The sequence below is a fragment of the Flavobacterium sp. KACC 22758 genome, assembly GCF_028736135.1.
GTDB classification, from domain to species: Bacteria; Bacteroidota; Bacteroidia; order Flavobacteriales; family Flavobacteriaceae; genus Flavobacterium; species Flavobacterium johnsoniae.
Genome location: NZ_CP117878.1, coordinates 1,479,898 through 1,506,162, shown reverse-complemented (window position 1 = coordinate 1,506,162; position 26,265 = coordinate 1,479,898). Strand labels below are relative to the sequence as shown.

General features: G+C 33.6%; 16 protein-coding genes. All 16 read right to left on the bottom strand.

Annotation, left to right across the window (positions count from 1 at the left end; translation table 11 throughout):
* Nucleotide 1 precedes the first annotated feature (1 nt).
* The 16 genes from PQ462_RS06395 to PQ462_RS06320 all read right to left on the bottom strand — a co-directional run bounded on the left by PQ462_RS06395 (nucleotide 2) and on the right by PQ462_RS06320 (nucleotide 26,085).
* The gene (locus PQ462_RS06395) at nucleotides 2–2,329 is read right to left on the bottom strand and encodes a CHAP domain-containing protein (RefSeq protein WP_274252797.1); all 2,328 of its coding nucleotides are present in this window, start codon (nucleotides 2,327–2,329) and stop codon (nucleotides 2–4) included.
* A gap of 17 nt (nucleotides 2,330–2,346) precedes the next feature.
* Nucleotides 2,347–2,826 (bottom strand): DUF4280 domain-containing protein, encoded by a 480-nt coding sequence (locus PQ462_RS06390; protein WP_274252796.1) that lies wholly within the window; start codon nucleotides 2,824–2,826, stop codon nucleotides 2,347–2,349.
* 18 nt (nucleotides 2,827–2,844) lie between these two features.
* Nucleotides 2,845–3,711 carry a hypothetical protein gene (locus PQ462_RS06385; protein ID WP_274252795.1) on the bottom strand — a complete coding sequence of 289 codons (867 nt, stop codon included), beginning with the start codon at nucleotides 3,709–3,711 and terminating at the stop codon, nucleotides 2,845–2,847.
* Nucleotides 3,712–3,758: 47 nt separating this feature from the next.
* The gene (locus PQ462_RS06380; protein WP_274252794.1) at nucleotides 3,759–4,757 is read right to left on the bottom strand and encodes a TssN family type VI secretion system protein; all 999 of its coding nucleotides are present in this window, start codon (nucleotides 4,755–4,757) and stop codon (nucleotides 3,759–3,761) included.
* Nucleotides 4,758–4,998: 241 nt separating this feature from the next.
* On the bottom strand, nucleotides 4,999–5,610 hold the full coding sequence (locus PQ462_RS06375) for an acyloxyacyl hydrolase (RefSeq protein ID WP_274252792.1): 612 nt from the start codon (nucleotides 5,608–5,610) through the stop codon (nucleotides 4,999–5,001).
* A gap of 86 nt (nucleotides 5,611–5,696) precedes the next feature.
* Nucleotides 5,697–8,672 (bottom strand): protein translocase subunit SecDF, encoded by a 2,976-nt coding sequence (secDF, locus tag PQ462_RS06370; protein WP_012024323.1) that lies wholly within the window; start codon nucleotides 8,670–8,672, stop codon nucleotides 5,697–5,699.
* A 228-nt stretch (nucleotides 8,673–8,900) separates the two neighbouring features.
* Nucleotides 8,901–9,836: a malate dehydrogenase gene (gene mdh, locus PQ462_RS06365; protein ID WP_073409958.1), complete on the bottom strand. Its 936-nt coding sequence runs from the start codon at nucleotides 9,834–9,836 to the stop codon at nucleotides 8,901–8,903.
* Nucleotides 9,837–9,944: 108 nt separating this feature from the next.
* Complete coding sequence (gyrB, locus tag PQ462_RS06360; RefSeq protein ID WP_274252791.1) at nucleotides 9,945–11,885, bottom strand: DNA topoisomerase (ATP-hydrolyzing) subunit B; 1,941 nt, start codon at nucleotides 11,883–11,885, stop codon at nucleotides 9,945–9,947.
* 300 nt (nucleotides 11,886–12,185) lie between these two features.
* Nucleotides 12,186–14,924 carry a M16 family metallopeptidase gene (locus PQ462_RS06355; protein ID WP_274252790.1) on the bottom strand — a complete coding sequence of 913 codons (2,739 nt, stop codon included), beginning with the start codon at nucleotides 14,922–14,924 and terminating at the stop codon, nucleotides 12,186–12,188.
* A gap of 203 nt (nucleotides 14,925–15,127) precedes the next feature.
* Nucleotides 15,128–16,741 carry an asparagine synthase B gene (gene asnB, locus PQ462_RS06350; RefSeq protein WP_274252789.1) on the bottom strand — a complete coding sequence of 538 codons (1,614 nt, stop codon included), beginning with the start codon at nucleotides 16,739–16,741 and terminating at the stop codon, nucleotides 15,128–15,130.
* A gap of 314 nt (nucleotides 16,742–17,055) precedes the next feature.
* Complete coding sequence (gene asnB / locus PQ462_RS06345; RefSeq protein WP_012024318.1) at nucleotides 17,056–18,732, bottom strand: asparagine synthase B; 1,677 nt, start codon at nucleotides 18,730–18,732, stop codon at nucleotides 17,056–17,058.
* 347 nt (nucleotides 18,733–19,079) lie between these two features.
* Complete coding sequence (locus PQ462_RS06340) at nucleotides 19,080–19,529, bottom strand: hypothetical protein (RefSeq protein ID WP_012024317.1); 450 nt, start codon at nucleotides 19,527–19,529, stop codon at nucleotides 19,080–19,082.
* A 60-nt stretch (nucleotides 19,530–19,589) separates the two neighbouring features.
* Nucleotides 19,590–20,120 carry a GNAT family N-acetyltransferase gene (locus PQ462_RS06335; protein ID WP_274252788.1) on the bottom strand — a complete coding sequence of 177 codons (531 nt, stop codon included), beginning with the start codon at nucleotides 20,118–20,120 and terminating at the stop codon, nucleotides 19,590–19,592.
* A gap of 130 nt (nucleotides 20,121–20,250) precedes the next feature.
* Nucleotides 20,251–22,008 carry a TonB-dependent receptor gene (locus tag PQ462_RS06330; protein WP_274252787.1) on the bottom strand — a complete coding sequence of 586 codons (1,758 nt, stop codon included), beginning with the start codon at nucleotides 22,006–22,008 and terminating at the stop codon, nucleotides 20,251–20,253.
* A 111-nt stretch (nucleotides 22,009–22,119) separates the two neighbouring features.
* Nucleotides 22,120–22,983: a PhzF family phenazine biosynthesis protein gene (locus tag PQ462_RS06325; RefSeq protein ID WP_274252786.1), complete on the bottom strand. Its 864-nt coding sequence runs from the start codon at nucleotides 22,981–22,983 to the stop codon at nucleotides 22,120–22,122.
* A gap of 87 nt (nucleotides 22,984–23,070) precedes the next feature.
* The gene (locus PQ462_RS06320) at nucleotides 23,071–26,085 is read right to left on the bottom strand and encodes a tetratricopeptide repeat protein (RefSeq protein ID WP_274252785.1); all 3,015 of its coding nucleotides are present in this window, start codon (nucleotides 26,083–26,085) and stop codon (nucleotides 23,071–23,073) included.
* Nucleotides 26,086–26,265 lie beyond the last annotated feature (180 nt).

Sequence of the window (26,265 nt, the reverse complement as noted above, 5' to 3'; positions counted from 1 at the left end):
TTTACTTTTTATCTTGTTTTGAATAATGAATTTTAGGCGTATAAAATCTGCATGTTGATGCTGTATAGGTTGAAGTTCTAACAGGATGATTTATTAAATGCTTACTTAATCTTTGCCATTTTAATTTAACTACACCTTCTAGCTGAACGGCATCATTCATATCATTCGGTTTTTCAAAACTTTTAATTGCTTCAATAGTAGTGACAACGTCATCGATTTTATCAAAACTTATTACAACTCCGGTATGCCCCATACTTCCAGCATCGTTTTTCCATATAAAAATATCGCCCACTTTGGGTTTGTAACCTATTGCATCATGTTTTACAAGCCATTTTGCATGTTTTTTTGCATAATTAAATAGACCAGAGGTATTCATACTTAAAACTTTTGAACTCCATTCTATTTTTTGCAGGTATCTGCAAACTAATTCTGAACAGTCCATGGTATCTTCACCAGCTTCTGAAGTTCTATTTATGTCATTAGCATACAACACCTTATAATTTGACTTTTCCCCCGCAAGGTCCTGATCAATCGCAATACCTTCTAACCAAGTAATACCCTGCTGGATTTTTAAATCTGCTACGTCTTCATTCTCGCCATATTTACAACTACTCGTTTCAAATACAATGGACGTATTATTTGTAAAAACTTCTTGTTTTTCTGAATGGTTTCTTTTACCATCAGCAAGTACTACATCATATCCTACTTTCTTAGAAACTAGCTCTGTATTATTTTTTTCTTCATTTGCAATCCTCGTAATACCTTTCCATTTAAAAAATGCCATCGAAGATAAAACGGCAATTGCAGGATTTGTAACAATTAAATCGGGATTTTGCACAATATCTGCCCCTTCTCTTTTGGTATAATTGTTTGCATATTCATAGCCAGACCGTCCGGTAAGCTGTACAAGCCCTCGTCCTCTAAGATCCCAGCCGTCATTGGGTTGCGTATTACCAAGTTCCACACCTTTTGCGGCGTTGGGTCCGTAAGCCAGTTTGGCAATCATTTCTTCGTTAGCGTATTGAACAATTATTTTTTTACCGTTTCTAATTTCTTTAATACGTCCATATTGATAAGCTTCATCTTTATGTGTTGTGAAATATGAAAAAATAATTTTTCGTTTTTGCTCTTTTTCACTCCATCTGCCCAGATACAAATCATCTGCCGAGTAATCAAAACTTTCTCCTGCACCTTTTACAGTAAGCTCTTTACCGCTTTCTACAACTGCCTGTGCAAAAAAATGCGCTTTGTTCCAGCAGGTATCCATACCCAGCTCTTTCATATACTTTGTATATATTGCGCCAACAGTTTCTAAAATAGTCAGATCTGTTTTTGTAAATATTTTTTTTAATTGTCCTGCTTTTACAGCAGCAATACAATTTGGGCATTCTCCATCTTTATGATTCTTATTCCAAATAGAATCCTCACCGCCCACCATCATAAAACTATTAATCTTTTCCCAGACAGGATTTTTAGAGATTTCATTTTTCACAGCAATTTTCTGCTCGTGATAATCCTGAACTTTTTTGTCTGACAGGGCTATCTTTTTGGTTTCTTTTTTAGACGGTCCTTTTTGTTCTGCCGGAGTTTGTTTTTTTGCTTCTGGTTCTTTTTTATAATCAGGGTTAGGCACATTGGTATTTTTACTGGCAATTCTTTTTGAAACTTTTTCAAAAATTTCTGCTGTTACATAGTATTCATGAAATTCTCCTTCGTTTTCATCTCCGGGAGCCAGTTTAGCATTTGCAAGCCATTTATGACTTGGATCCAGATAAAAAGCAACATCGGCCTTGCCGTTTAATACATCGCCTTTCTTAATCTCTATTTTTACATTTGTTGAATTTTGTTTGGCTTTATCGCCGTCGTCTTCCCATAAAGTTATCTTTACAGGCATCAGCTCCATATCAACACAATGTACACGTGCAATAATCCAGTCGCCATAAGCAAATGGTCTGGCAGGTTTATTATAATTATTGTCTAATAAATCTACATGCAGTATTTTTCCTTGAGATGCTTTTTGTGTTACAATATCAAGAACTGCTTTTTCGCCATTGGCTTCAACAAGCATTCTTATTCCTTTTCTAGTTAAGCTTTTTTGAGAAAAAGTGTAAGGTACTGTTAAGCCGGTTTTATTATTTTCTGTAACTTTTTTCCATCTTTTTCCATACAATACCCAGATACTCCATTTTACCTGATCACCTGATATGCTTTCAAAATTTGGTTGTTTTAATTGAGCAGAAGCTGAATTTTCAAAAAAATCATTAATTGAATAAAATTCTTTAGTACCAACCACAGGATTGGCTTTTCCAAATATTTTTAGTTTTGCCATAATTTTTCTTATTTTATTTAAAAACAAATACCGTTTTCATCTAAATCGTCGGGATTTAACAGCGGATTTATTTGTTTTACTGCATCACGATCTGCTCTCTGCATCTGCCCGCTCCCTACTTCGGCTGTTTGTCCGTGTTTAAAAATTTCAATACAGCCCGGTCCGCCTATATTACATGCTGCTTTACTGTCTTCGGTTAAAATTTTACCCTGATTGCTCAGTGTAATTTTTTCATAGGGATTATCCCATTTTAGCGGCAATGCAACACAAGGAGAATTCCCTCCTGATGTTGGCTGCAAAGTGCATTTGCCAAATGTGCCTTGCTTTAAGGTTTGATTGACTTCTTTTGTTGTGGCAATAAGTTTTTTATCAGCTCCTTTATCATTTGCAAAATGCTTTTTCTGCGATTTTACCAGTAAAATATCAGTGGCTTTTGTGTCTTCGCTAAACTTACACTTGCACAAAGCACCGTCTACAACAACATATTTTGAACTCATAATGAATATTTTTTTATTTTATATTAAAAGTGATATACCTGAATCTAAAACGATTTCATTTCTATCTAAATCCTTAACACTTACACTAATCTTTCTTGATGAACTCATTTGTAAATTACATTCTAGTTCTATGTCTTTAATGATATAATTATTTGGATTTAAAAAATATCTTGCAGTATAATTTCCATCCAAATATTCACTTTCTGATTCTCCTGTTTGTGTTACTTCTATTTCGTTTAAGTCATTTAAATAAGGATTTACTTTTTGAACAATCGAAAATTCAATATCATCCCCTTCTGCGGCAGCAGGAAAATACAAGGTTCTTTCTCTTTCAAACTTTCGGGTATAGGCTCTGTGTATTCCGTTAAAATAGGCTCTTAAAAACCAATTTCCGGAAATTAATCCTACCAGATATTTGTCATCTTCGATAGCATTTTCGATATTTTGAGCTAACATTTCAAAGGTTTTTCCATCAAATAGTTCTTTAATAGCTTCTTTTTGATTTTCCCAGCGCTCTTTTAGTTTATAGTAACTATTTATGTCTACCCATTTGCCGTATTTATTAACCACGATTCTTAGGGGATACAGCAGTTCGGCAGTTTTTTCTGCCACTTTGTAGGCTCTTGAATCTACGGGTTTTCCATCAACCAATAATTCTGATATTTTATCAATTTGAATAAAATGATATTCATTTTGACTGCTGTCAGGTTTTAATCTTCTTAAACTAAAATTTTGTTCAAAGGTTTCTTTTTTATCTCCTTTTTCGATTGTGTACAAAACCGAATACTCATGATTAAGTTCAAGAGGCCGAAACGGCAGTATATAATCCTGGCTTACAAATAAAACCTGTTGTTTCTTTTTTTCTTTGTCTTCGTCTTTTTCCATATTCGTTAACGGCGGTTAAATTTTTAAATGTTTATTGATTCCAAAGATTATTTTATAGCTGCTTCCTTTTCTGTTTCTTTTAATTCGTCAAACTTTTCCTGATCAGCCCCCTCATTATGCGAATCGACACCATACAGTTTTTGATCTGTTTTTTTCTTTTTTTCCGGAGGTGCATTTTTCTCTATTTCACGCTGGCATATTACTACTGAGTTTTCTGTAATTTGATTCATTGCACCATCATATGCAGCATCTATATAGCGGGTGTTTTCGTACCATTTAGACTGTAAATAAAATACCCAGTTATAGTCTTTTCCATCAGGCATCTGCAAATCAATATTTTCTCCTTCGTTTTGCCTGTTATATCCTGCAACGGCAAGAAAAAACAAACGTCCAAAACTTACTTTCACAGGGGCTTGTATTCTTATTGAAGTATATTCTGTATCATCGTAGCTTTTCTTTATTAAAAAAGTAATCAATACAATAGCCTCCATTTCGTCGTCTTTTATTGCTGAATACGATTTTTCGGGAGTCCAGGTTATATATTTTCTTGGAGGTATCAGCATCATAAAACAAAATACCATATAGATACACGTTGGAATAACGAAGACCAAAAAATGTGCGCTCATTAAAAGCGTAAAATTTATTCCGTTTAAAAATGTATAAATAATGGCAAATAAAATACTTGAATACAGCGGAACGATAAAGGAAAATAGTAACTCAACACTATATTTTTTTAGATTAAACTCCTGAAAAAATTCACGATAGAACCATGCATGTAAACTTCCTAATAACAAAGAAGCTGCCTGATAAAAAATAAATTCATTTCTAAGTTCAATAAAGAGTTTATTGTATCCTAAAAATGCTATAAGGGTATAGATTAAAACAAATAATAAGATATATCCATAAAATTTCTTTTTGTACTTTTTCGCAAAATCTTCTACTTTATCACTAATCAGCAGAGTTAGAATAGCACACAGTGCCACAATTACAATTAAGAATACAATGAGCCTGATATCAATAAGACTCAATACATGTTTTTTTACCATTTCAAACTATCATATATAAATTCACCAAACAAAATGTAGATTATAACCTACACTTTGTTATCGCGACTAATGTAATCTTTTTATTCTTTTAAATAAAATAATTATAAATATTTTCTTTCATTTTAACATTAAAGGGTATAAAAAAAGCGGATAAAAATCCGCCTTATATTTACAGCACATTAAAGTGTAAGCTATTTTCTATTTTAAAGTATTAATCTTATAATTTTTTTAAGAATTTAATCTACAACGAATACGAAACCCCAAACTCTATATTTCTGGTATTATAACCAGAATTTGTACTGCTTAATCCACCATTCGATACGTGCCTGATATTTGGGCGAATGTCAAATTGAATTTTATGATAATTTAAAGAGAATCCCACTGCTAAAACATCGGCAAAAGCGAAACCTTTCGACATTCTTTCGGTTTCAGTATCTGTTATCATCGGGCCAATACTGCCGAGAATATAAAATGAACAAATTTCACCAATTGGTTTACGAACTAAAAAACCGCAGTTGAGCACATATTCGCGAATATCTTTTAACTGTATATATTGGGCTCTTTTTTGTTCATAATCCGGCGTTTCCGGCTTCACAAAATAGAAATTTAATAATTGATGTTCAGCAAAATTAATTTCCGGCTGAACAAGGATTTGATATTGAAAATGCTTTGTCTGTTTTAGTTTGTAATAAAGCTGTATTTTGTAAAAATGATTTGTAAACGTGTAGTTCCGGTTATTAAACTCACTTCCGAATCCATAATTAAAACCTAGAGAAAAACGGGATTTATCTTCTTGTGCAGACATCTTTACAGCAAAAAGAAATAGTATACTCAAAAGTAATTTTCTAATCATAAATCGTTTTTAAATTCATTTAAATATAATACAAAAAAAAAGATCCAGCTTTCACTGGATCTTTTTAATATAATTTAAGCTTTTAATTATGCTTTATTATGTTTGTCTTCGATTGTGTGTTTTTCATCACTTGAAATCGTATCTACCAATACCGGAGTAGCGATAAATAATGAAGAATAAGTACCTACAATAATACCAATTAACATTGCAAAGATAAATCCTCTGATTGACTCACCACCAAAGATAAACATCGTTAATAATACAATGATCATCATTAATGAAGTATTCAATGTTCTAGATAATGTAGTGTTAATAGAAGCATTTACGATATCTTCAAAACTACCTTTACGGTTTCCGATGATAAACTCTCTCACCCTGTCAAATACAATTACAGTATCGTTCATAGAGTAACCAATTACCGTTAAGATCGCAGCGATGAAGTGCTGGTCCATTTCCATGTGGAATGGCATGAACTTGTAGCATAAAGAGTAGATTCCTAATACGAAGATTACGTCGTGTGCAACTGCTGCAATCGCACCTAATGAATACTGCCATTTACGGAAAGATACCATTAAGTATAAGAAAATAACTGCCATTGCTCCAAGTACTGCCCAGTAAGAGTTTGTTTTAATATCTTCTGAGATAGAAGCTCCAACTTTAGAAGCTTGTAAAACTCCAACTTTTTTACCGTCAAAAGAGTTGATGAATTTATCATAAGAAGTATTTGGGTAATACTTTTGTAATGCTTTGTATAATTTTTGGTTCACTTCTTCGTCGATAGCTACACCATCTTCTTTAATTTTATATTTAGTTGTGATTTTCAACTGATCGTCATCACCTAAAATTTTAGCTTCAACCGGAGTACCGAAAGCAGCAGATAATTCATCTGAAACTACAGTTGCATCGATTGGTTTTTCAAATTTAACCTGGAAAGTTCTACCTCCAACAAAATCTACACCTTCATCTAATCCGTTAATAAAGAAGATAGAAGTTAAACTTACTACTGTTACAATAGAAGAGAAAATGTAAGTGAATTTTTTAACTTTAATAAAGTCAAAGTGGAAGTTTGTAAACCAGTTTTTAGTAATACTTGTAGAGAAAGTTAAATCAGCTTTTCCTGCAATATTTCTGTCAATGAAAATTCTAGCAATAAAGATAGAAGTAAACAATGAAGTTACGATACCAATTAATAATGTTAACGCGAAACCTTTGATTGGTCCTGTTCCAAAGATAAATAAGATCGCTCCAGTTAAAACGTGAGTTACGTTAGCATCAATAATAGAACGCATTGCTCCGTGCCATCCGTAAGATGCTGCTACAGCTTCTGACAATGATTTACCTTCACGTAATTCCTCTTTTGCTCTTTCATATATAATGATGTTCGCATCTACCGCAGTACCTAATGTTAATACGATACCTGCAATACCCGGCAATGTAAGTACGAAACCAAAACTTGCCATAATTCCGAATAAGAACAGTAAGTTTAATAATAAAGCAAGGTTCGCATACCATCCAGCTTTACCATAATAGAATACCATCCAAACACAAACTAATAAGAAACCTAATACAGATGAAATTGTTCCTGCATCAATTGCTGCCTGACCTAAAGATGGTCCTACAACTGTAGATTGAATAATGTCTGCAGATGCTGGTAATTTACCTGCATTTAATACGTTAGCTAAATCTTTTGTTTCAGCAACATCAAAAGAACCTGTAATTTCAGATCTTCCTCCAGCGATTGGACCGCTTGTAACACCTGGCGCAGAATAAACGATGTTATCTAAAACAATAGCGATATAACCTTTTTGAGAGAAAGCTCTTCCTGTTAATTCTTCCCAAACTTTAGCTCCCTGGCTGTTCATTTGCATAGAAACAGCTGGTTTACCCATTTGGTCAAAAGTATCTTTTGCATCAGTTACAACACCACCGCTCATAGCTGGTACGTTATCTCTGTTTCCTTTTAAAGCGTATAATTCTACAGCTTCAACTTCTTTTGCTTTAGCATCTTTTATAGTAGTTGGTTTGCTCCAGACAAATTTTGCATTGTGTTGGTCAGCACCCAATAAAATTCTAATATCTGGTCTTTTGAAATAACCGTTGATTGCTGCAGTATCTTTAGTAGCGAAGTATCCTAAAACCGGACCACCACCCTGAACAATCATTTTGTCAAATAAAGGATTATTTCCTTTTTTAGCGTCAAGAGAATCTTTAGAATTATCTGTTAATAAAGCATTCAATGAATCTTTAGCTACAGCTTTAGTTTCTGTTTTCTTAACTTCTGTCTTTTTTAAAGCTTCGTTAGCAGCAACTAAAAAGTTACCAACTTCTTCAATTTTAAAAGTTTCCCAGAACTCTAATTGAGCTTTTCCTCCTAATAATTTTTTAATTCTGTCTACATCCTTAGCACCTGGAAGTTCTACTAAGATTCTTCCTGTTTCTCCTAATTTTTGGATGTTTGGCTGTGTTACACCAAATTTGTCGATACGCTCTCTTAATACTTTGTAAGCACTTTCGATAGACTCATCAACTTTTCTTTTGATAACTTTTTGAGCTTGTGCATCAGTCATTTGAAAATCGATACCACCATCTCCTTGTAAACTTCTGTTTGCAAAAATATCTGGCGAAGCCAATTTTACAGTTCCTTTTGAGTTAGCTTCAAAAGCTTCGAAGAATTTATTTAAATAGGTCTTATTTCCTTCTAAGTTCGCAGTTGCATCAGCTAATGATTTATTAAATACCGGATTTTTAGAATTATTCGCTAAACCTTTTAATACATCTTTAACAGAGATTTGAAGAATAACGTTGATTCCTCCTTCTAAGTCAAGACCTTTATTTAGCTGTTTGTTTTTTACTTCATTATAAGTGAAGTCTGTAAAACCAAGACTGAATACTTTTTCTTTACCGATAGAATCTAAATATTTCAGCTCTTTATCAGGATTATCTCCTGCAAAAGCTTTAGCTTCACCTTTGACATTATTTGCCACAAAAGTGAATGATAGTTGGTAAATACTTACCAATGCAAATAGAATTGCGAAAAATTTAATAAGTCCTTTATTCTGCATTATTACTAAAAATTAATTATGTTTTATTGTTTGTTTTTGGTTTTAAATTCCCTAAAAATAAGCCCTGACATGAGTTTTTAAAACTAAAAAATCGAGATCACGAATTACTGCATTTTTTTTAAATCGAGCAAATATATAATTAACGGAAAGATTAACCAATTTATTTATTAATTAATCTCAAAAAAAAGACTGCAAAAGTGCAGCCTTTTCCTTTTTTTCCTGTTTTTATTACACTAAAATCGATTTTAGAGCATCATTCATACCACGAACCGCATCTGCGCTTTTAGCAAATAAAGCCTTTTCCTGGTCATTTAAATTGATATCTACAATTTCTTCTACACCGTTTTTACCAATTATACACGGTACACCTATACATATATCATTTTGCCCGTACTCGCCTTCTACGAAAACTGAGCAGGCAATCATTTTCTTTTGATCGTTTAGGATACTGTCTACTAAATAAGCAACAGAAGCTCCCGGTGCATACCACGCAGAAGTTCCTAAAAGACCTGTAAGCGTAGCACCGCCAACCATAGTATCTGCTGCTACTTTTTGCAGTACATCTTCTGAAAGGAACTGCGAAACCGGAATTCCATTATAAGAAGCCAAACGTGTTAACGGAATCATGGTTGTATCACCATGACCTCCAATTACCATCGCAGAAATATCATTTGCCGGTTTATCTAAAGCCAAAGATAAATAAGTTCTAAAACGAGAGCTGTCTAATGCACCGCCCATACCTATAATTCTGTTTTTTGGCAGTCCTGTAGCTTTTAAAGCTAAATAAGTCATAGTATCCATTGGGTTAGAAACTACAACAATTATAGTATTTGGAGAATATTTCAGTACATTTTCAGCAACTGTTTTCACAATTCCTGCATTAATACCAATTAATTCTTCTCTAGTCATTCCCGGTTTTCTTGGAATTCCTGATGTAATAACCACTACATCACTTCCAGCGGTTTTAGAATAGTCGTTGGTAACGCCAGACACTTTTGTATTAAAACCAGTATTTGTCGCACATTGTGTAATATCCAACGCTTTTCCTTCGGCAAAACCTTCTTTAATATCCAACAATACAACCTCGCTTGCTATTCCTCTATAAGAAATAACATCTGCGCAAGTAGCTCCAACATTTCCTGCTCCTACAATGGTAACTTTCATATTTTTTACTTTATCGGTTATTAATAATTTGTTTGTTTTATAAATTAACAATTCGTTTAATCGTTTAAGTAAATTTAAACAATTAAACGAATTGAAAGTTATTTTTTATTAGGCATCGATATTTGCGTAAACTGCATTTTTCTCGATAAATTCTCTACGAGGCGGTACCTCATCTCCCATTAACATAGAGAAAACTCTATCTGCTTCTGCAAGACTTTCGATTGTTACCTGACGCAAAGTTCTAAATTGAGGATCCATTGTTGTTTCCCACAATTGTTCTGCGTTCATCTCTCCAAGACCTTTATAACGCTGAATGTTTGCACTTCCTCCCATTCTTTCATTGGCCTGATCGCGTTGAACGTCATTCCATGCGTATTCTTTTTTGTTACCTTTTTTAACTAAGTATAAAGGCGGTGCTGCGATATAAACGTGACCTTCTTCGATAAGCTCTTTCATGAAACGGAAGAAGAACGTTAATATTAAGGTAGAAATGTGGCTTCCATCGACATCGGCATCACACATGATGATTACTTTGTGGTAACGAAGTTTTTCAATATTCAAAGCTTTACTATCTTCTGCTGTACCAACGGTAACTCCTAAAGCAGTAAAGATATTACGAATCTCTTCGTTTTCGAACACTTTATGGTGCATCGCTTTTTCAACGTTCAAAATCTTACCACGTAATGGTAAAATCGCCTGAAAGTTACGGTCACGTCCTTGTTTTGCTGTTCCACCAGCCGAATCTCCCTCGACTAAGTAAACCTCACATCTTGCCGGATCCTGCTCAGAACAATCTGATAATTTTCCTGGTAATCCGCCGCCGCCCATAACGGTTTTACGCTGTACCATTTCACGTGCTTTTTTCGCCGCGTGACGAGCCTGAGCTGCTAAGATTACTTTTTGAATAATTATTTTAGCATCATTTGGATTTTCTTCCAAATAATTTTCAAGCATTTCTCCAACTGCCTGAGAAACCGGAGATACAACCTCTCTGTTTCCAAGTTTCGTTTTTGTTTGTCCTTCGAACTGAGGCTCAGAAACTTTTACCGAAATAATAGCTGTTAAACCTTCACGGAAGTCATCTCCCGAAATTTCAAATTTCAATTTATCTAACAATCCAGAAGCATCAGCGTATTTTTTAAGTGTTCTTGTTAAACCACTTCTAAAACCTTGCAGGTGCGTACCTCCTTCGTGTGTATTAATGTTATTTACGTAAGAGAAAATATTCTCAGAATAACTTGTATTATAGATTAAGGCAACCTCAACCGGGATTTCACCTTTTTCGTGATCCATGCTGATTACGTGAGAAATAATTGGCTCACGGTTTCCATCTAAATAGCGGATATATTCTTTAAGACCTTCATCTGAATGAAAAACTTCGCTTCTAAATTCGCCTTTGTCATCTACTTCTCTTTTATCAGTAAACGTGATCGTAATTCCTTTATTTAAGAAAGAAAGCTCACGCATACGAGCTGATAAAGTATCATAAGAGAACTCTGTAGTCTGCTGGAAAATAGTATCATCTGGAAAAAAGGTCTGACGTGTACCTCTTTTATCTGTTTCTCCAATTTGTTTTACCGGATATAATGATTTCCCTCTTTCGTATTCCTGCTCATAGATTTTTCCTTCTCTAAATACAGTCGATTTCATGTGAACCGAAAGTGCATTTACTACAGAAACCCCAACTCCGTGAAGTCCTCCGGAAACTTTATACGAATCTTTATCGAATTTACCTCCGGCACCAATTTTAGTCATTACAACTTCAAGTGCTGAAACTCCTTCTTTTTTATGTAAATCAACTGGAATACCACGACCGTTGTCTTCAACTGTAACCGAACCGTCTTCGTTTATTGTAACACCAATAGTATCACAATGTCCTCCCATCGCCTCATCAATAGAGTTATCAACAACCTCGTAAACCAAATGGTGAAGCCCTCGAACTCCTACATCTCCAATATACATCGATGGACGCATTCTTACGTGCTCCATTCCTTCTAATGCCTGAATACTATCTGCTGAATAATTGTTCTTCTTGATTTCTTCGCTCATATAATTTATTCTAAAAAATGTATTTACTGTCTAACACGCAAATATATAAAAACGCGGGGTATATACCCATAAAATTCCGACTTAAAGCGCTTAAGTTATTAACACAATTGTCTGAAAAACCAAAAAATAATTCCAAAAGTGAATTTTAAATTCAAAATTCATAAATTCCAAATTCTAAAAATAGGAATAACACAAAAATCAATTTTGAAATCCCAAATTCAAATCCTAATAACAGCATAAAAAAAACCGAAATGACATTGTGAAATGCATTTCGGTTTTTTTATGTTGAAATTTTCCTCTTTAGTTTTTCTTATTAAAATCTCCAGCATAAACTGAAGTCATTTTATCTAATGAAAGATATTTCTTCAAGACACTATTTACATCTTCGACTTTTAAAGCTTTGATTTTTGTTTCCAAACTATCATAATCTTCTAAAGGCACTCCGTATTGTAAATAATTATTTGAGAGTTCCATTAATGTACCGTCAACTCCTAATCTTGTTTTTCTTTCGTTTTGCCAGCTGGTTAGATTAGATTTTAGTTCTTCTGCTGTAAATCCATCTTTTATTGCTTTTGCGATTTCTTCTTTTGCAGCAGTTTCAACAGCACCTTTTTTAGTTGGATTTAAAAAAGCATAATAACTCCATGAAGCCACGTTGTTTGTAATTGGAATATCTGCAAAAGAGCCTGCTCCATAGCTGATTCCTTCTTTTTCTCTTAACCTCATCGGAATTCTGGCACTTAAAAAACCTCCGCTTCCTAACATCTCATTTGCCATAACAAATGCAGGATAATCAGCACTGTTTCTATCCATTTTAAAACTGATTCTTCCTAAAGCAACCGCATTTTCTTTGTCTGGTGTAATAATGTCTTTATCTAGTTTTTGCGTTTCAAAATAAGTTGGCAGAGCAAGTTCATATTTCGCCTTAGAATTCCATTTTCCAAATGTGCTTTCTAAAATTTCTCCTGTAGTTTTGGCATCTAAATCTCCTACTACACTTCCTACACCATTATTTCCACCTAAAACATCTTTATAAAAATCAACAATTTCTGATCGTTTTATTTTTTTGAAAGCATCTATCTGTTCCTGAATCGTTGGTGTATAAAACATATTCCCTTTTGGATATTTTGTTGTTGACCTTGTAATTTCAGTAAATGCCACAGCCTGCGGATCGTTTAAACTAGACTCTAAATAAGTATTATACTCACTAATTGTTTTTGTAAGTTCATTTTCAGGAAAAGTTGAATTAGTAAGCAAGTCTGCTAAAATTCCCATTACTTCCTTAAAATTTTCTTTATAAGTATTGATATTGACTGATAAAGTTTGTCTCGAAAAATTAAAACTAATAGAAGATTTTAATTGATCTAATCGATCCTGGATCTGCTCTTTGGTTTGAGTTTTTGTTCCTGTTTTTAATAACTGAGCAAGAATACCGGCAATATCGCTTTTATCTGTTAAATCTTTTTCGTTACTCACCGGGAATCTAAAACTCGCCTGAACTTTTCCGCCTTTGATTTCTTTTTTAATTAATCCGTATTTTATGCCGTTGCTTAATTTACCTTCAGCAAAATTTTGTTTTAAATTTTTAATAGAGGCCTCAAACGACGCAGCTTCTTTTTCAAGTGCTTTTCCTTTGTAATCTTTAATTAATGCTGATAACTGTTCATCAGTACATTCGTTTGGTTTTACTCTTACTTCATCTTTTGACGGAATAAAAACACCAACTGTTCTGTTATTTGCTTTAAAATATTTCTCGGCTACTCTTTGAACATCTTCTTTTGTAAGGTTTTCAATTGCATCTCTATATAAAAAACCGAGTCTGTAATCGCCGGCTCCAACAATTTCTGTCATATTTATAGCATACGAAATTGTATTATTTTTTACCGCCTCAATCTGTTTAATAATTTTAGCTTTTGCTCTGCTAATATCCTGATCTGTATATTTTGTTGATGCAATTTTATCCAGCTCAGTTCTAATAAGTTCTTTCGTTTCTTTTACATCTTTATCATTCGGCAATGCGGCTCCAAAATAAATAAATCCGGCATCTCTTACTGTAGGCTGCCAAAAATAAATACTGGATATTTTTTGTGTTTCGACTAAAGATTTATACAAATAACCTGATGGATCTGCTGTTAAAATTTCGCCTAACGCATCAATAGCTGCGTAATCTTTATCTGCATACGATGCCGTGTGGTACAAAGCTCCAACATTTTTGCTGTCTCCGGCTCTTTTAAGCTCAACATATTTTTCTCCATCCTGAGCCGGTTCAATTGTATAGGTTTTATCTAAAACTCTTTTTGGTCTAGGGATCGCTCCAAAATACTGACCTGCATACTGCAGCGCTTTCTTTTCATCAAATTTCCCTGCAATTATAAGAGTTGCGTTATCGGGCTGATAGTATTTTTCATAAAAAACCCGCAGCCTATTTGCTTTTACTCTTTCAATATCTTCTTTACTTCCTATGGTGCTGTTTCCGTAATTATGCCACAAATATGCTGTAGAAAGAATTCTTTCCTGTAACACTCCATCAGGATTATTTTCTCCTATTTCAAACTCATTTCTAACTACTGAGAATTCTTTGTCAAGATCTGACTGTAAAATGGTAGCATGAATCATTCTGTCGGCTTCCATTTCGATGCTCCATTTTAAGTTTTCATCGCTTGATGGAAAAATCTCGTAATAGTTTGTTCTGTCTAACCAGGTGGTTCCGTTTGCATTTCCTCCTTTGTCTGACAACATCTTTTTAATATCGCCTAAATTCTTAGTACTCTTAAAAAGCATGTGTTCCAGCAAATGCGCCATTCCTTTTTCGCCATAGCCTTCATTTCTGGAACCTACATTATAGACAATGTTAACTACCATATTGCTCTGAGAAGCATCTGGAATTAAAAGAATTTTTAATCCGTTGTTTAAAGAATACTCTTTAACACCTTCAATATTGGTAATGTATTTAGGCACTTCGACCTTTTTTTGGGCATAAACAGGACTCAATGAAATTAATGCACAGCATAAAATTCCACCTAGTAATACGTTTTTCATAGGTTGTGATTGATTGGTTATTAATTTGTTAATGATAACCAAATATAATATTTTTCATAAAGTAAAAACCTACATTAACTAAGATTTAGGAATTACAAAAAAATCTTAATTACACCCATAAAAAAACCGAAACGAGATCAAATATCTGTTTCGGTTTTATGGTTTGAAATTCCGTCTGGAAATTTATATTTTAAAATATATTTTTAAACAGCTACTGATTTTATATTCTCAAAATTTCCTTTTAAGTGTGCTGCATTAGCTCTTCCGCTTGGATCTTGGTTTTCCTGCCATTTTGGAATCCATTTACGAACGGTTTGCGCCGCACTGACCTGTGGATAATATTTATGAAAAATCGATCTGTAATAATACGCTTCTTTTGTTGTTGGCGTATTGTACGGGAATTCTGCACTTGCACCAGCCAATTGTTCATCTGTAACCTGCGAATCACAATACTCTATCAACTCATCAACCCAGTTGTATCCTACTCCATCAGAAAACTGCTCTTTTTGTCTCCACAAAACTTCTGCCGGTAAATAAGGATCTTCGGGAGTATCAAATGCTTTTCTTAAAATATATTTTTCAACTCCATCGTAAGTTTTAGGTTGTTTTTCTTCGGTTTTAATTCGAATGGTAACATCTAAAAAATCTTTATCAAGAAACGGAACTCTGGCTTCGATTCCGTTAGCCATTGTTGTTTTATCTGCACGAAGTAAATCTGCAGTAAATAATTTTTGAACTCTTTCGATAGTTTCGTCCTGAAATTCTTCTGTCGAAGGCGCATTTCTAAAATACAAATGTCCTCCAAAAATTTCATCGGCGCCTTCTCCTGATAAAATTACTTTTACGCCTTTTTCGCTGATTGCTTTAGACAATAAATACATTGGAACTCCTGAACGAACAGAAATAATATCATACGTTTCTATCGATGCAATAACCTGCTCTAAAACTTCTACTCCTTCTTTTACTGTAAAATGTATTTCATGATGATCTGTACCTAAAAATTCTGCTGCTTTTCTAGCCGAAATATTATCTGGCGCATCAGCATCTAAACCGATAGAAAAAGACGGCAGTTTTTTACCGTTTTCTTTTAGCAGTCTTGAAGCTACAGAAGAAATTAAAGAGGTATCTAAACCACCGGACAATACAACTCCAACAGGAACTTCGCCTATTAAACGTTTGCGTGTAGCTTCGATTAAACTTTCGCGGATTAATCCAAAATCTAGCGGCTGATCAGCCTTTAAATGATCTTCGTATTCTGGATGGTAATATTTTACAAAACCGCTTTTTCCTGTATAATAATGTCCCGGAGGGAAAGTTGAAAATGATTTACACTGATCGGCAATTGATTTCATTTCTGAAGAAAAATAAATTCTTCCTCTTTCATCTAATCCATAATATAGAGGTTTTACTCCAATTGGATCTCTTCCTGCTATATAATTATCACCGTCGATAATTACGAAAGCAAAATCACCATCAAGTTTGTTGCAAAAATCATATCCAAACTCTTCATATAAATGCACGATAACTTCTGAATCTGAATTGGTTCTAAAAGTATGATCTTTTAAAATTGTGTTTTTTAATTCCTGATAATTATAAATTTCACCATCGTGAACCATCCATGCTTTGTTCGTTCCCTGAATAGGCTGTTTTCCCGAATGCAGATCGATAATAGACAGACTTTCATGACAAAGTATGCTTCCATTTTCCATAATATGCAAATCGCTTTCATCCGGGCCACGATGTGACATTCTGTTAGAAAGTTCTTTTACAAGCTGCGGGTCTTTTCCTTTACCAATAACGGCCAATAATCCAGACATACTAATCTATTTTATATTTTTATTCTTCTGTGTCAACTTAAAATAAGCTGAACATTAAAAAATCATTAAAATTTTCTATTGCAGGCAAATCTAAATATTATTTTTTTCTTTCCTGCTCTTTTCAATACTAAAATCAAGCGGCTTTAACTTTATTCCGGCGAATGCCAAATATAAAAAAAGTAAGTCAATTAATTATCGATTCCATTTTATAAAGAACTGAAAATATAGAATTTAACAATTTAAGACAAGAAAAACGCCCTCGGTAGAGAACGTTTTTCCAGCAATATATATACTAATTCTAATAATTAACTCATTTATGCTTTTACATAAGCATCGTCATGCACATTTGCAACTGCTCTTCCTGAAGGATCGTTTAAGTTTTTAAACGCTTCATCCCACTCTAAAGCAATTTTTGTACTGCAGGCAACACTTGCTTCCTGAGGAACGCATAATGCTGCAGCATCACTTGGGAAATGTTCTGAGAAGATAGAACGATAGTAATATTCTTCTTTTGAAGTTGGAGTCTGTAATGGGAATTTGAATCTTGCGTTTGCCAATTGCTCATCCGAAACTTCTCTGGCTACCACTTCTTTTAAAGTATCGATCCAGCTGTATCCTACTCCATCAGAAAACTGCTCTTTTTGCCTCCATGCCACACTTTCAGGAAGCATATCTTCAAAAGCTTTACGAACAACCCATTTTTCCATTGGATGTTCTTTGTTGATCATTTTATCTTGCGGGTTGATGCGCATTGCAACATCCATAAATTCTTTATCTAAGAATGGTACACGGCCTTCGATTCCCCACGCTGCCAAACTTTTGTTGGCACGTAAACAATCGTACATATGAAGTTTTCCTAATTTACGAACGTTTTCTTCGTGGAATTCTTTAGCGTTTGGTGCTTTGTGAAAATATAAATATCCTCCAAATAACTCATCTGCTCCTTCTCCTGAAAGAACCATTTTGATTCCCATAGATTTGATAACTCTCGCCATTAACCACATTGGAGTTGATGCTCTTACTGTAGTTACATCATACGTTTCAAGGTTGTAAATCACATCACGAACTGCATCTAAACCTTCCTGGATTGTGAATTTAATTTCGTGGTGAATAGTTCCAATATGATCTGCTACTTTTCTAGCTGCGGCTAAATCCGGAGAACCTTCTAATCCAACTGAGAAAGAGTGCAATTGCGGATACCAGGCATCTGTAGTATCATCTGACTCAATTCTTTTTTGTGCAAATTTTTTGGCTACAGCCGAAGTAATAGAAGAATCTAAACCTCCAGAAAGTAAAACTCCGTAAGGAACATCACTCATTAATTGTCTGTGAACTGCTGCTTCTAATGCTTTTCTAATTTCTGGAATGCTTGTTTCGTTATCTTTTACTGCATCATATTCTGTCCAGTCTCTTTTGTACCATTGAACGAATTCTCCGTCTTTGCTTGATAAATAATGTCCTGGAGGGAATAATTCAATTTTTGTGCAATATCCTTCTAAAGCTTTTAACTCAGAAGCTACATAGAAAGTTCCGTGCTGATCCCATCCAATATATAATGGAATAATTCCCATGTGGTCACGAGCTACGAAATACTCATCTTTATCTACATCATAAATTGCAAAACCAAAGATTCCGTTTAATTCATCAACAAAGTTTACTCCTTTTTCTCTGTATAATGCTAAAATAACTTCGCAGTCACTTTCAGTCTGAAAGTTATATTTCCCTTCAAATTGTTTACGCAAATCTCTGTGATTGTAAATTTCACCGTTTGCAGCCAAAACCAATTTTTTATCTTCTGTAAATAAAGGTTGTTTTCCTGAAGCTGGATCTACAATTGCCAGACGCTCGTGAGAAAGAATTGCTTTATCATTACTGTAAATTCCGCTCCAGTCTGGTCCGCGGTGACGAATGATTTTAGACATTTCTAATACTTGAGGTCTTAAACTCTCAGCTTTTTGCTTTAGATCAAAGGCACATACAATTCCACACATAATTTTATATTTTTAAAACTTTAAATTTCATTTTGATAGGGCAAAGATGCAGTATCGATTACAATTGAAAAACACAAACACTAATTTCAATTACAATTTATAAGCATAAATTTATTTTTACATACAAAATGTAAAATTTAAGCATTAAAAAAAGCCTCAAACTTAAAAATTTCAATTTTGACCATAAAACTGGTTTAAAATTGAAACTTTAAGTCATTTTTTTGAATTAATTTTTGAGTTTTTCCATTACAAATAAAAGATTCGTAAAGAAGAGATAGAAAATTGTTCTGGAATTGTGGTTTACATAAACATACTAGGCAGAAAGTTCTCTATAATCCAATTTTAAATTATTCAACACTTTGAATAATATAATGTGTTTTATTGATTTCAAACTCAAAACCAACTTTATTACCCATTAAATGATTTCCTAAAGGTGACTGCGGAGAAAGTGCAATAACATTGATACCGTCAATTGCGATTTTTGGAAGTGCCACGCTTACATACAAATAAATTCCGTTTGCTTTTACCAAACTTCCTAAAACTATATTTTCTGTTATTTTGGCTGGGTCAATTTTGTCTAAAACTGCTATTTGTGCAATGGATTCTTTTAATTTATGGGTTAGCTTTTCCTGTTCGATATGCATCATCGACAAAGCTGTTTCGTGTTTGTCTCCGGCAGAACCTTTGGCGTCGTTTTTAGAATCTTCTGTTAAATTAGAAATCATGTCTCTAAAAACATCAATCCTGTCCTGAACCATTTGTATGTAGTGTGAATATATTTTTTCTTTAAAAGTCATTTTTTAAGGTGCAAAGATGTAAAATACAAAGGTGCAAAGTTTTTTTGGTTGGCTAAGAATTTATTCGAAGAAAACATCTGGGTAAACAATGTTACCGTATACTTCTTTTAAACCGTCTTTTACAAGCGGTACAACCATACAATTTTCTGCAGGAACATCAAACGGCATTTTTATATTATATTTTTCACAGCGCTGGTATCCAAATCTTGGATAATAATCTTCATGCCCAAGCAAAATAACGGATTTATATCCTAATCTTTCAGCTTGTTCGTGTCCATATAAAATAAGTTTTGAACCAATTTCTTTTCCTTGAAATTCCGGTAAAACTGAAACGGGTGCCAATGCTAAAGATTCAAAAACGCTGAGTTCATTTACAATCTGCAGTTTTGTAAATAAAATATGTCCCACGATTTGCCCGTCGACCTCAGCAACGATAGATAACTGCGGAATAAAAACTTCTGATTTTCTAAATCTTTCAACCAAAAACTGTTCTTTGTGATCACTGTATTCCTGATTTTTAAAAGCTTTTTCTATTAATTCAAATACACTTTTATAATCGTTTCTACTTTCTTGTCTAATTAGAACTTTCATTATCTTAAAATTAAATCATAAAAATAGCCACAAATTCACGAATCTACTCCAAAAATTCATGAACCCATGGCTAAAAAGACACTTCCTGTTTTAAAAACTTCGTGCCTTACTATCTATAAAGTCTTGCTGCTTAAAAATCGAATTTATAGTTTCCTCCAACTAAAACCTGGAATCCCTGAACAGGATAATTAAGCCATCTTTGGTATGCCTGATTTCCAATATTGTTTAGTTTTAAGAAAAAAGTCAAACGCTCATTATATTTATATCCTAAATGAGCATTGGCATCAAAATAGCTTTTTAATGTTGTGATAACCGGATCTGTTCCAAAGTCTAAATTAGTCTGCATGTCTTTACGTTCTCCAACGTAAAATACATTTAAACCAGCATACCATTGTTTGGTAATATTAACATCTAAAGTCGAGCTCAGCTTCATTGTTGGTAAGTTCCATGCCTCAACAGCGTTATCTGTATTGTAGCTGTTAAAAGTTCCGTTGATTCCAAAAGTAACATTCTGAGAAAAGTCAGCTTTTAATTCTCCATAAAAACGGAAGGTTCTGATATCTTCATAAACTACCCCAAACGAGTTTCCAAAAGCATAATTCTGGTTCGAAAAATCTTCTGTATAATCATTGCTCTTAAACAATGCTTTGTTTTTTTCGTTTAAATACGAACCTGTTAAGTTATAGCTCACATTATTAGCCAATTTTCCTTTTAATCCTGCAAAAACATTGTATTGTGTACTGCTTGGTCTCATGTTTAATGTTGGAGACAAAAATGGATTTTCGGTTACAAAATCAGCATACGAGTTTTGATTTAAACCTCCGTTTACCCCTGTGTAGAAAATCATCAAATCGCCCACCAATTTATATGAAGCATTTACTTTTGGATAGATATAAAATTTGTTTCCGCTGTTTTCAGAATCTAAAGCATAGAACAATCCTGCCCCTAATTCTAATGTCCACTCATTTTCATGAACTACAAAACTTGGTTCGATTCCAAAGTTTGTCAAACTATATTTTAAAGGTTCTGTATTATCCCAGGCATAATTGTGTTCAAAAGAACCACTTACGTGATCTACAATAATATTTGTATTAATTGCCTGATCCATAATATCAACTTTAAAAGTCGGCTTTAGGTAAAAACGGTTTTCAGAAGAAGAAAAACTATCTGAGAAATGCGTAAATCTTGTCGAAATTTTACTAAAAATTCCTTCATTAAATTCGGCATTTCCGCCCAAAGAAATGGTATTATAAGAATGATTTGGATTAATTCCTCTAATTAAATCTTCCTGTGTTCCCGGTGCTAAAGTCATTCCAAAATCGGCAGGTAAACCGTACCAATTGTATACTTGGTTTTGATAACCCAAATCTACTCCCCAGGACATATCGCGGTTATTTTGTCCATAACCAATATTTAAACCTGTATCGTAAAATTCATCATTTAGATTAACATCTTTAATTCCTCCCTGCGAAGAATGGTGACGCAGCATTCCGGCCAGATAATCATTGTTTCCTAAATCCTGAGTTACGAATAATTCAGCATTTAAAGTCCCATAATTTCCAACTCCAAGCGTTGCATAATTATTAAACAATCTTTCTTTTTTAGATTTATCCACACCTTGTGCATTACCTTTTGACGGCGTAAAAGTCGAAGCCACCGGAACAGACAAAATACTATATTTTATCGTTTCTTTCGGCTGATTTCCTGCATCGTCCAGCGATGGCGTTTCTTTTACTTTAAAAGCATCAGATATAGTTGGCGAATAAGGTTTTACTACGTTTACTGTTTCAGTTCCAATGCTTTCATTTTTCTTAACTTGCGAAAACGAAAGCTGGCAGACAAATAACACTAGTAAAACAATAATTTTATTTCGGCAGTTAATTTTCATATTTTTTCTTTTTAAGAGAAAAGAAGAAAGACTTCTCTTTTATTTCTAATTTTCTCTATATATTTTTATTCTATTTTCTAAAATCTTACTCTTGCTTCTATTCTCTATAAATCAAGCTTCCCACTCTCCTTTGGCAACAAACTGTGCTTTTCCTCCAATATTAATGTCAAAATGATCTCCGGTTAATCTGCCTTTAAAATATATTTGAGACGGACGTCCTATATAATCTCCCTGATAATTAATTAATTCAAATTCAGGTTTATGATATTTTAGCAAAAAAGCCTGCAGACACGTACTGGCGCTTCCTGTTGCAGCATCTTCTACCAATTGATTGTTTTCAACGCACAGCATTCTGCTGAACAATTTTTCTCCTTCCAGGTAATAAAAATATAAGCCTCTGTGATTTGTTTTACAATTATTTTTCAGCCATTGATCTGTTTTATCTTTATCTAAAACCAAATTTTCAAGGGCTCTTTTACTGCTTAATCCAACCATTACAAAAGCGCTTCCTGTTGTAACTTCCTGAATTGGAAATTGATTTTCAAAATCACTTACCTGCAGATTACTAAAAAATGTAAAATCAACTTTTGAGAAAACATCCCAAAACTTCGGCTGTGCTGCTTTGAGCCAAATCAAATCTTCTGTTTTTTGAATGGCAATTGGCCCAATCGGAACTTCCAGTTTAATTTCTGAAGGCGAATTATCAAAAATCTTGTTCATCAAAACCCACGAAGTGCCAATTATTGGATGACCTGCAAACTGCATTTCCTGAGCTGGTGTAAATATTCTAATCTCAGCTTTATTATTTTCTCTGTCAATTTTGGTTACAAATGTGCTTTCGGCAAAATTAATCTCACGTGCAATCTGCTGCATTTCTTCCGAACTCAAATTTTGGGCTTCTAAAAATACCGCCAGCTGATTTCCGGCATATTTTTTATCGGCAAAAACATCAACTATATAAAAAGGTAAACTCATTGTTCTTATTTTTTTCTTCTTAGAGAATTAAGAGGAAAGAGACAAGACATTTATAAATCTTGCTTGCATCTTCTCTCTAAAATTATCTTATTTATTAATTGATGAATTCGTTTTAGACTCTTCTAATTTAATCGCACTTAACTCTTTTTTAGCTTCATCTACCACATCCGGATAATCTGTAAAATTGTTAATCACGTTATCTAAAATATAAGTTGCCTGATAGCTGTCTTTTAAACCGTAGAAGTTTTTCGCCATTAAAATCAAACCTTTTGCTCCGTAATATTTATAAGCAGAATAACTTTTGGCTAGTTTTTGAACCGCAGTATTTGATGCTTCAAATTTTCCTTCTTTTGTTTTAAAGTAAGCATCATAATACAATGCTTCGGCTGCTAATTCTCCTTTTGAAGTTGTAGACAGTTTTGCGTATGCTGCTTTTGCTTTATCTTCATTTCCTGTTTGAATAGCCGCACGAGCTACAATAATTTGTGCATCGGCTTTTACGTTGGCATCAGATTTAGGATTTGCTAATACTTTTTCAGCCGCAATTACTGAATTATCATAGTCTTTTTTGTCATAATAACATTTCATCAGGTTAGCCTGAGCAAAGTTTTTATTTTGAGGATAATCTGCTTCACTTTCTAAACGAACTAAAACCGGAATTGCTTTATCACAATCTTTTGCTTTTAAATAAATCTGAGCCAGTCTGTTTAGCGCCTGCTCTGTAAATTCGCTTCTTGGCTGTTCGATTACATATTGATAATTAGAAACTGATTTAGTTTCAGAACCTTCTGCATAATACAATTGTGCTAAGTAAAAATTAGCTTCTAAAGCGTGTAAACCAGCAGGGAATTTGCTTATGTAACCTGCAAAACCTGTAATTGCAGCTTTGCTGTTGCTTTGACTGTATTGTTTAAACGCGGCATCGTAAGTATCATTATCCAGTTCTGCATCTGTAACCGAAACGAAATCTAAAGTTTTAACCCATGATGCATATTCATCTACTCTTCCTGAATCAACATAAATTAATCTGGCTGTAGAAACAGCTTCAAGGGCTTCCGGCGTTTTTGGGAACTCAGCCGCTACTTTTTTGAATTTTGTAAGTGCTTGTTCATCACGATCTGAATTGTAATAAATTAAACCTTGTTTTAAGATTGATTTTGATGTAAACGAACCGTTTTTATATTCTGAAATTAACTGATCGTAGGTTTTAATCGCTAAATCATTCTTTTTATCAGCCACATACGTATTTCCTAATTCAAACAAAACATCATCGCGGTATTCTGATTTTTTATACATTTTCAGGAAATTGTTCAGTTCACTGATTTTTTGATCATTTTTAGACATAAAACCGTATGAAAGTGCTTTTTGAAACTGAGCATAATCAGCATCGACACTTTTTCCGTCCATTGCTTTTCCATACGCTTCCATTGCCTGCGTATATTTCGAATTCACAAAACGTGAATCTCCTAAACGCAAGTACGAATCATTTAAACGTACTTTATCTTCTTTATTATTGTCGATCTGTGCCTGAAATGAACTAGCAGCCTGATCGTATTCTTTCAATTTAAAATACGTGTAACCAATATTGTAATTGATGTTTTTGTATTCGTCTGTAGATTTAGCAGCCGGAAGTCCAGCAAATTGTTTGTAGGTCAGCAATGCATTCTGCATATCGTCATTAAGATATTCCGTTTCTGCTTTCCAGAATGTAGCGCGTGCAGTAAATTCAGGCGTTTTTTGTTCGCTTGCAGCACTTTTAAACATTTTTCCGGCTTCAGTATAATTCGATTCATTATACAATTCAACTCCTCTGTAAAAAAGTACTTTTTGATATGCCGCTTTATTTTCGGCAGTTCTGTTTTTTTCTAATAATGCTAAAGCTTCTTTGTAATTTTTAGTCGAAATATAAGAATCGACTAAAAGTTTTTCAACTTCTGCCCTGTTTGAATTGTTTGGATATTTTTTTAAGAAATCAAGTAAAATTCCCGGAACGGTTTGATACGCATTTCCAATATCATAACTCACTTTAGCATAATTTAAAGCTGCATCTTCCTGAATTTGTGCATTAAAATCCATTTCTGATGCATTCTTAAATGCATTTAAAGCTTCTTGTTTTTTACCTGTATTTAAATAACTTAAACCTAAATGATAATAGGCATTTTGAGCTACGAAATCTTTTCCTTCAATAATTTTATTGAATTGAGAAATCGCTTTTTCGTAATTTTTCTGCTCGTAATACGCATAACCTAACTGGTAGAAATCAGTATTATTCCATTTTCCTTTTTTCCCTGCATACTGTTCTAAATAAGGAATGGCTTTATCGTATTGTTTTAAATTGAAATAACTTTCACCAATAATTTTATTCAATTCTGATTTTTCCATTTCATTTGATTTCGCCATTGCTTTTTGGCCCAAATCAATTGCTTTTTGGAAATTTCCTAGTTTAAAATTCATATCAGCCTGATAGTACGAAAGTTTCTCTTTGTATTTTTCTTCGCCCGAAACCTCATCAAAATACTTCGTTGCTTCCTTGTAATCGTCGCCTTCATACGCCATAAATCCTAAATAATATTTGGCCTGCGAACCGTATTCTGGAGAGTTTACGACTTTATTAAAATACGTTGTAGCTTCTTTTTTCTTTTTAGCATTAAAATAGCTGTATCCTTTCTGGAAATTAAATTTATCCGATTCTTTTTTGCTCATGTAGCTTTCATCTACTTTGTCAAACCACTGCAAAGCTTTTGGATAATTTCCTTGTTCAAAGAAATACTGCGCCACTTCAATATATGCCTGATTTTGTTTGGTGCTTGTTGGGTAATCCTCTACGAATTTTTCCATCAAAGCATCGGCATTTGCCTGATTGGTTCTAATTGCACAGTTTGCGATATAATAAGCACAGTCTGATTTTACTTCTTCAGTTGCTGCGTTATTTTTTACATACTCAAAAATATGTTGTGCCGAAGCGTATTGTTTGTCATTATATAAAGCCAGTGCTTTGTCAAAATCCTTTAATTCGTAAGTATAAATAGCTGATTTTTGTGCCGAAGCTATAGTCGAAGTAAGGATAATTTGGAATAAAAAGAACCAGGAAAGTCTATGCATTTTAGTTATATTTAATATTCAAATTTATCATTTTATACCGTTTATAACGAAACGTTTCTTGAATTTATTATGAACAAAAATGCAATTACAGACATTTAGGCGCATTAAGAAAAATAAATCTGAGCTTTATAACCAGCATAAGTTATTATAAGCGAGGAGCTTTTAACAGATCTGTTAAAA

What these genes read in the sequence shown, in the direction of transcription:
- PQ462_RS06320 (WP_274252785.1), bottom strand. Translation starts at nt 26,085, where the DNA reads ATGCATAGACTTTCCTGGTTCTTTTTATTCCAAATTATCCTTACTTCG.
- PQ462_RS06355 (WP_274252790.1), bottom strand. Translation starts at nt 14,924, where the DNA reads ATGAAAAACGTATTACTAGGTGGAATTTTATGCTGTGCATTAATTTCA.
- PQ462_RS06380 (WP_274252794.1), bottom strand. Translation starts at nt 4,757, where the DNA reads ATGGTAAAAAAACATGTATTGAGTCTTATTGATATCAGGCTCATTGTA.
- PQ462_RS06340 (WP_012024317.1), bottom strand. Translation starts at nt 19,529, where the DNA reads ATGACTTTTAAAGAAAAAATATATTCACACTACATACAAATGGTTCAG.
- gyrB (WP_274252791.1), bottom strand. Translation starts at nt 11,885, where the DNA reads ATGAGCGAAGAAATCAAGAAGAACAATTATTCAGCAGATAGTATTCAG.
- PQ462_RS06330 (WP_274252787.1), bottom strand. Translation starts at nt 22,008, where the DNA reads ATGAAAATTAACTGCCGAAATAAAATTATTGTTTTACTAGTGTTATTT.
- PQ462_RS06375 (WP_274252792.1), bottom strand. Translation starts at nt 5,610, where the DNA reads ATGATTAGAAAATTACTTTTGAGTATACTATTTCTTTTTGCTGTAAAG.
- PQ462_RS06385 (WP_274252795.1), bottom strand. Translation starts at nt 3,711, where the DNA reads ATGGAAAAAGACGAAGACAAAGAAAAAAAGAAACAACAGGTTTTATTT.
- secDF (WP_012024323.1), bottom strand. Translation starts at nt 8,672, where the DNA reads ATGCAGAATAAAGGACTTATTAAATTTTTCGCAATTCTATTTGCATTG.
- mdh (WP_073409958.1), bottom strand. Translation starts at nt 9,836, where the DNA reads ATGAAAGTTACCATTGTAGGAGCAGGAAATGTTGGAGCTACTTGCGCA.
- PQ462_RS06325 (WP_274252786.1), bottom strand. Translation starts at nt 22,983, where the DNA reads ATGAGTTTACCTTTTTATATAGTTGATGTTTTTGCCGATAAAAAATAT.
- PQ462_RS06335 (WP_274252788.1), bottom strand. Translation starts at nt 20,120, where the DNA reads ATGAAAGTTCTAATTAGACAAGAAAGTAGAAACGATTATAAAAGTGTA.
- asnB (WP_274252789.1), bottom strand. Translation starts at nt 16,741, where the DNA reads ATGTCTGGATTATTGGCCGTTATTGGTAAAGGAAAAGACCCGCAGCTT.
- PQ462_RS06395 (WP_274252797.1), bottom strand. Translation starts at nt 2,329, where the DNA reads ATGGCAAAACTAAAAATATTTGGAAAAGCCAATCCTGTGGTTGGTACT.
- PQ462_RS06390 (WP_274252796.1), bottom strand. Translation starts at nt 2,826, where the DNA reads ATGAGTTCAAAATATGTTGTTGTAGACGGTGCTTTGTGCAAGTGTAAG.
- asnB (WP_012024318.1), bottom strand. Translation starts at nt 18,732, where the DNA reads ATGTGTGGAATTGTATGTGCCTTTGATCTAAAGCAAAAAGCTGAGAGT.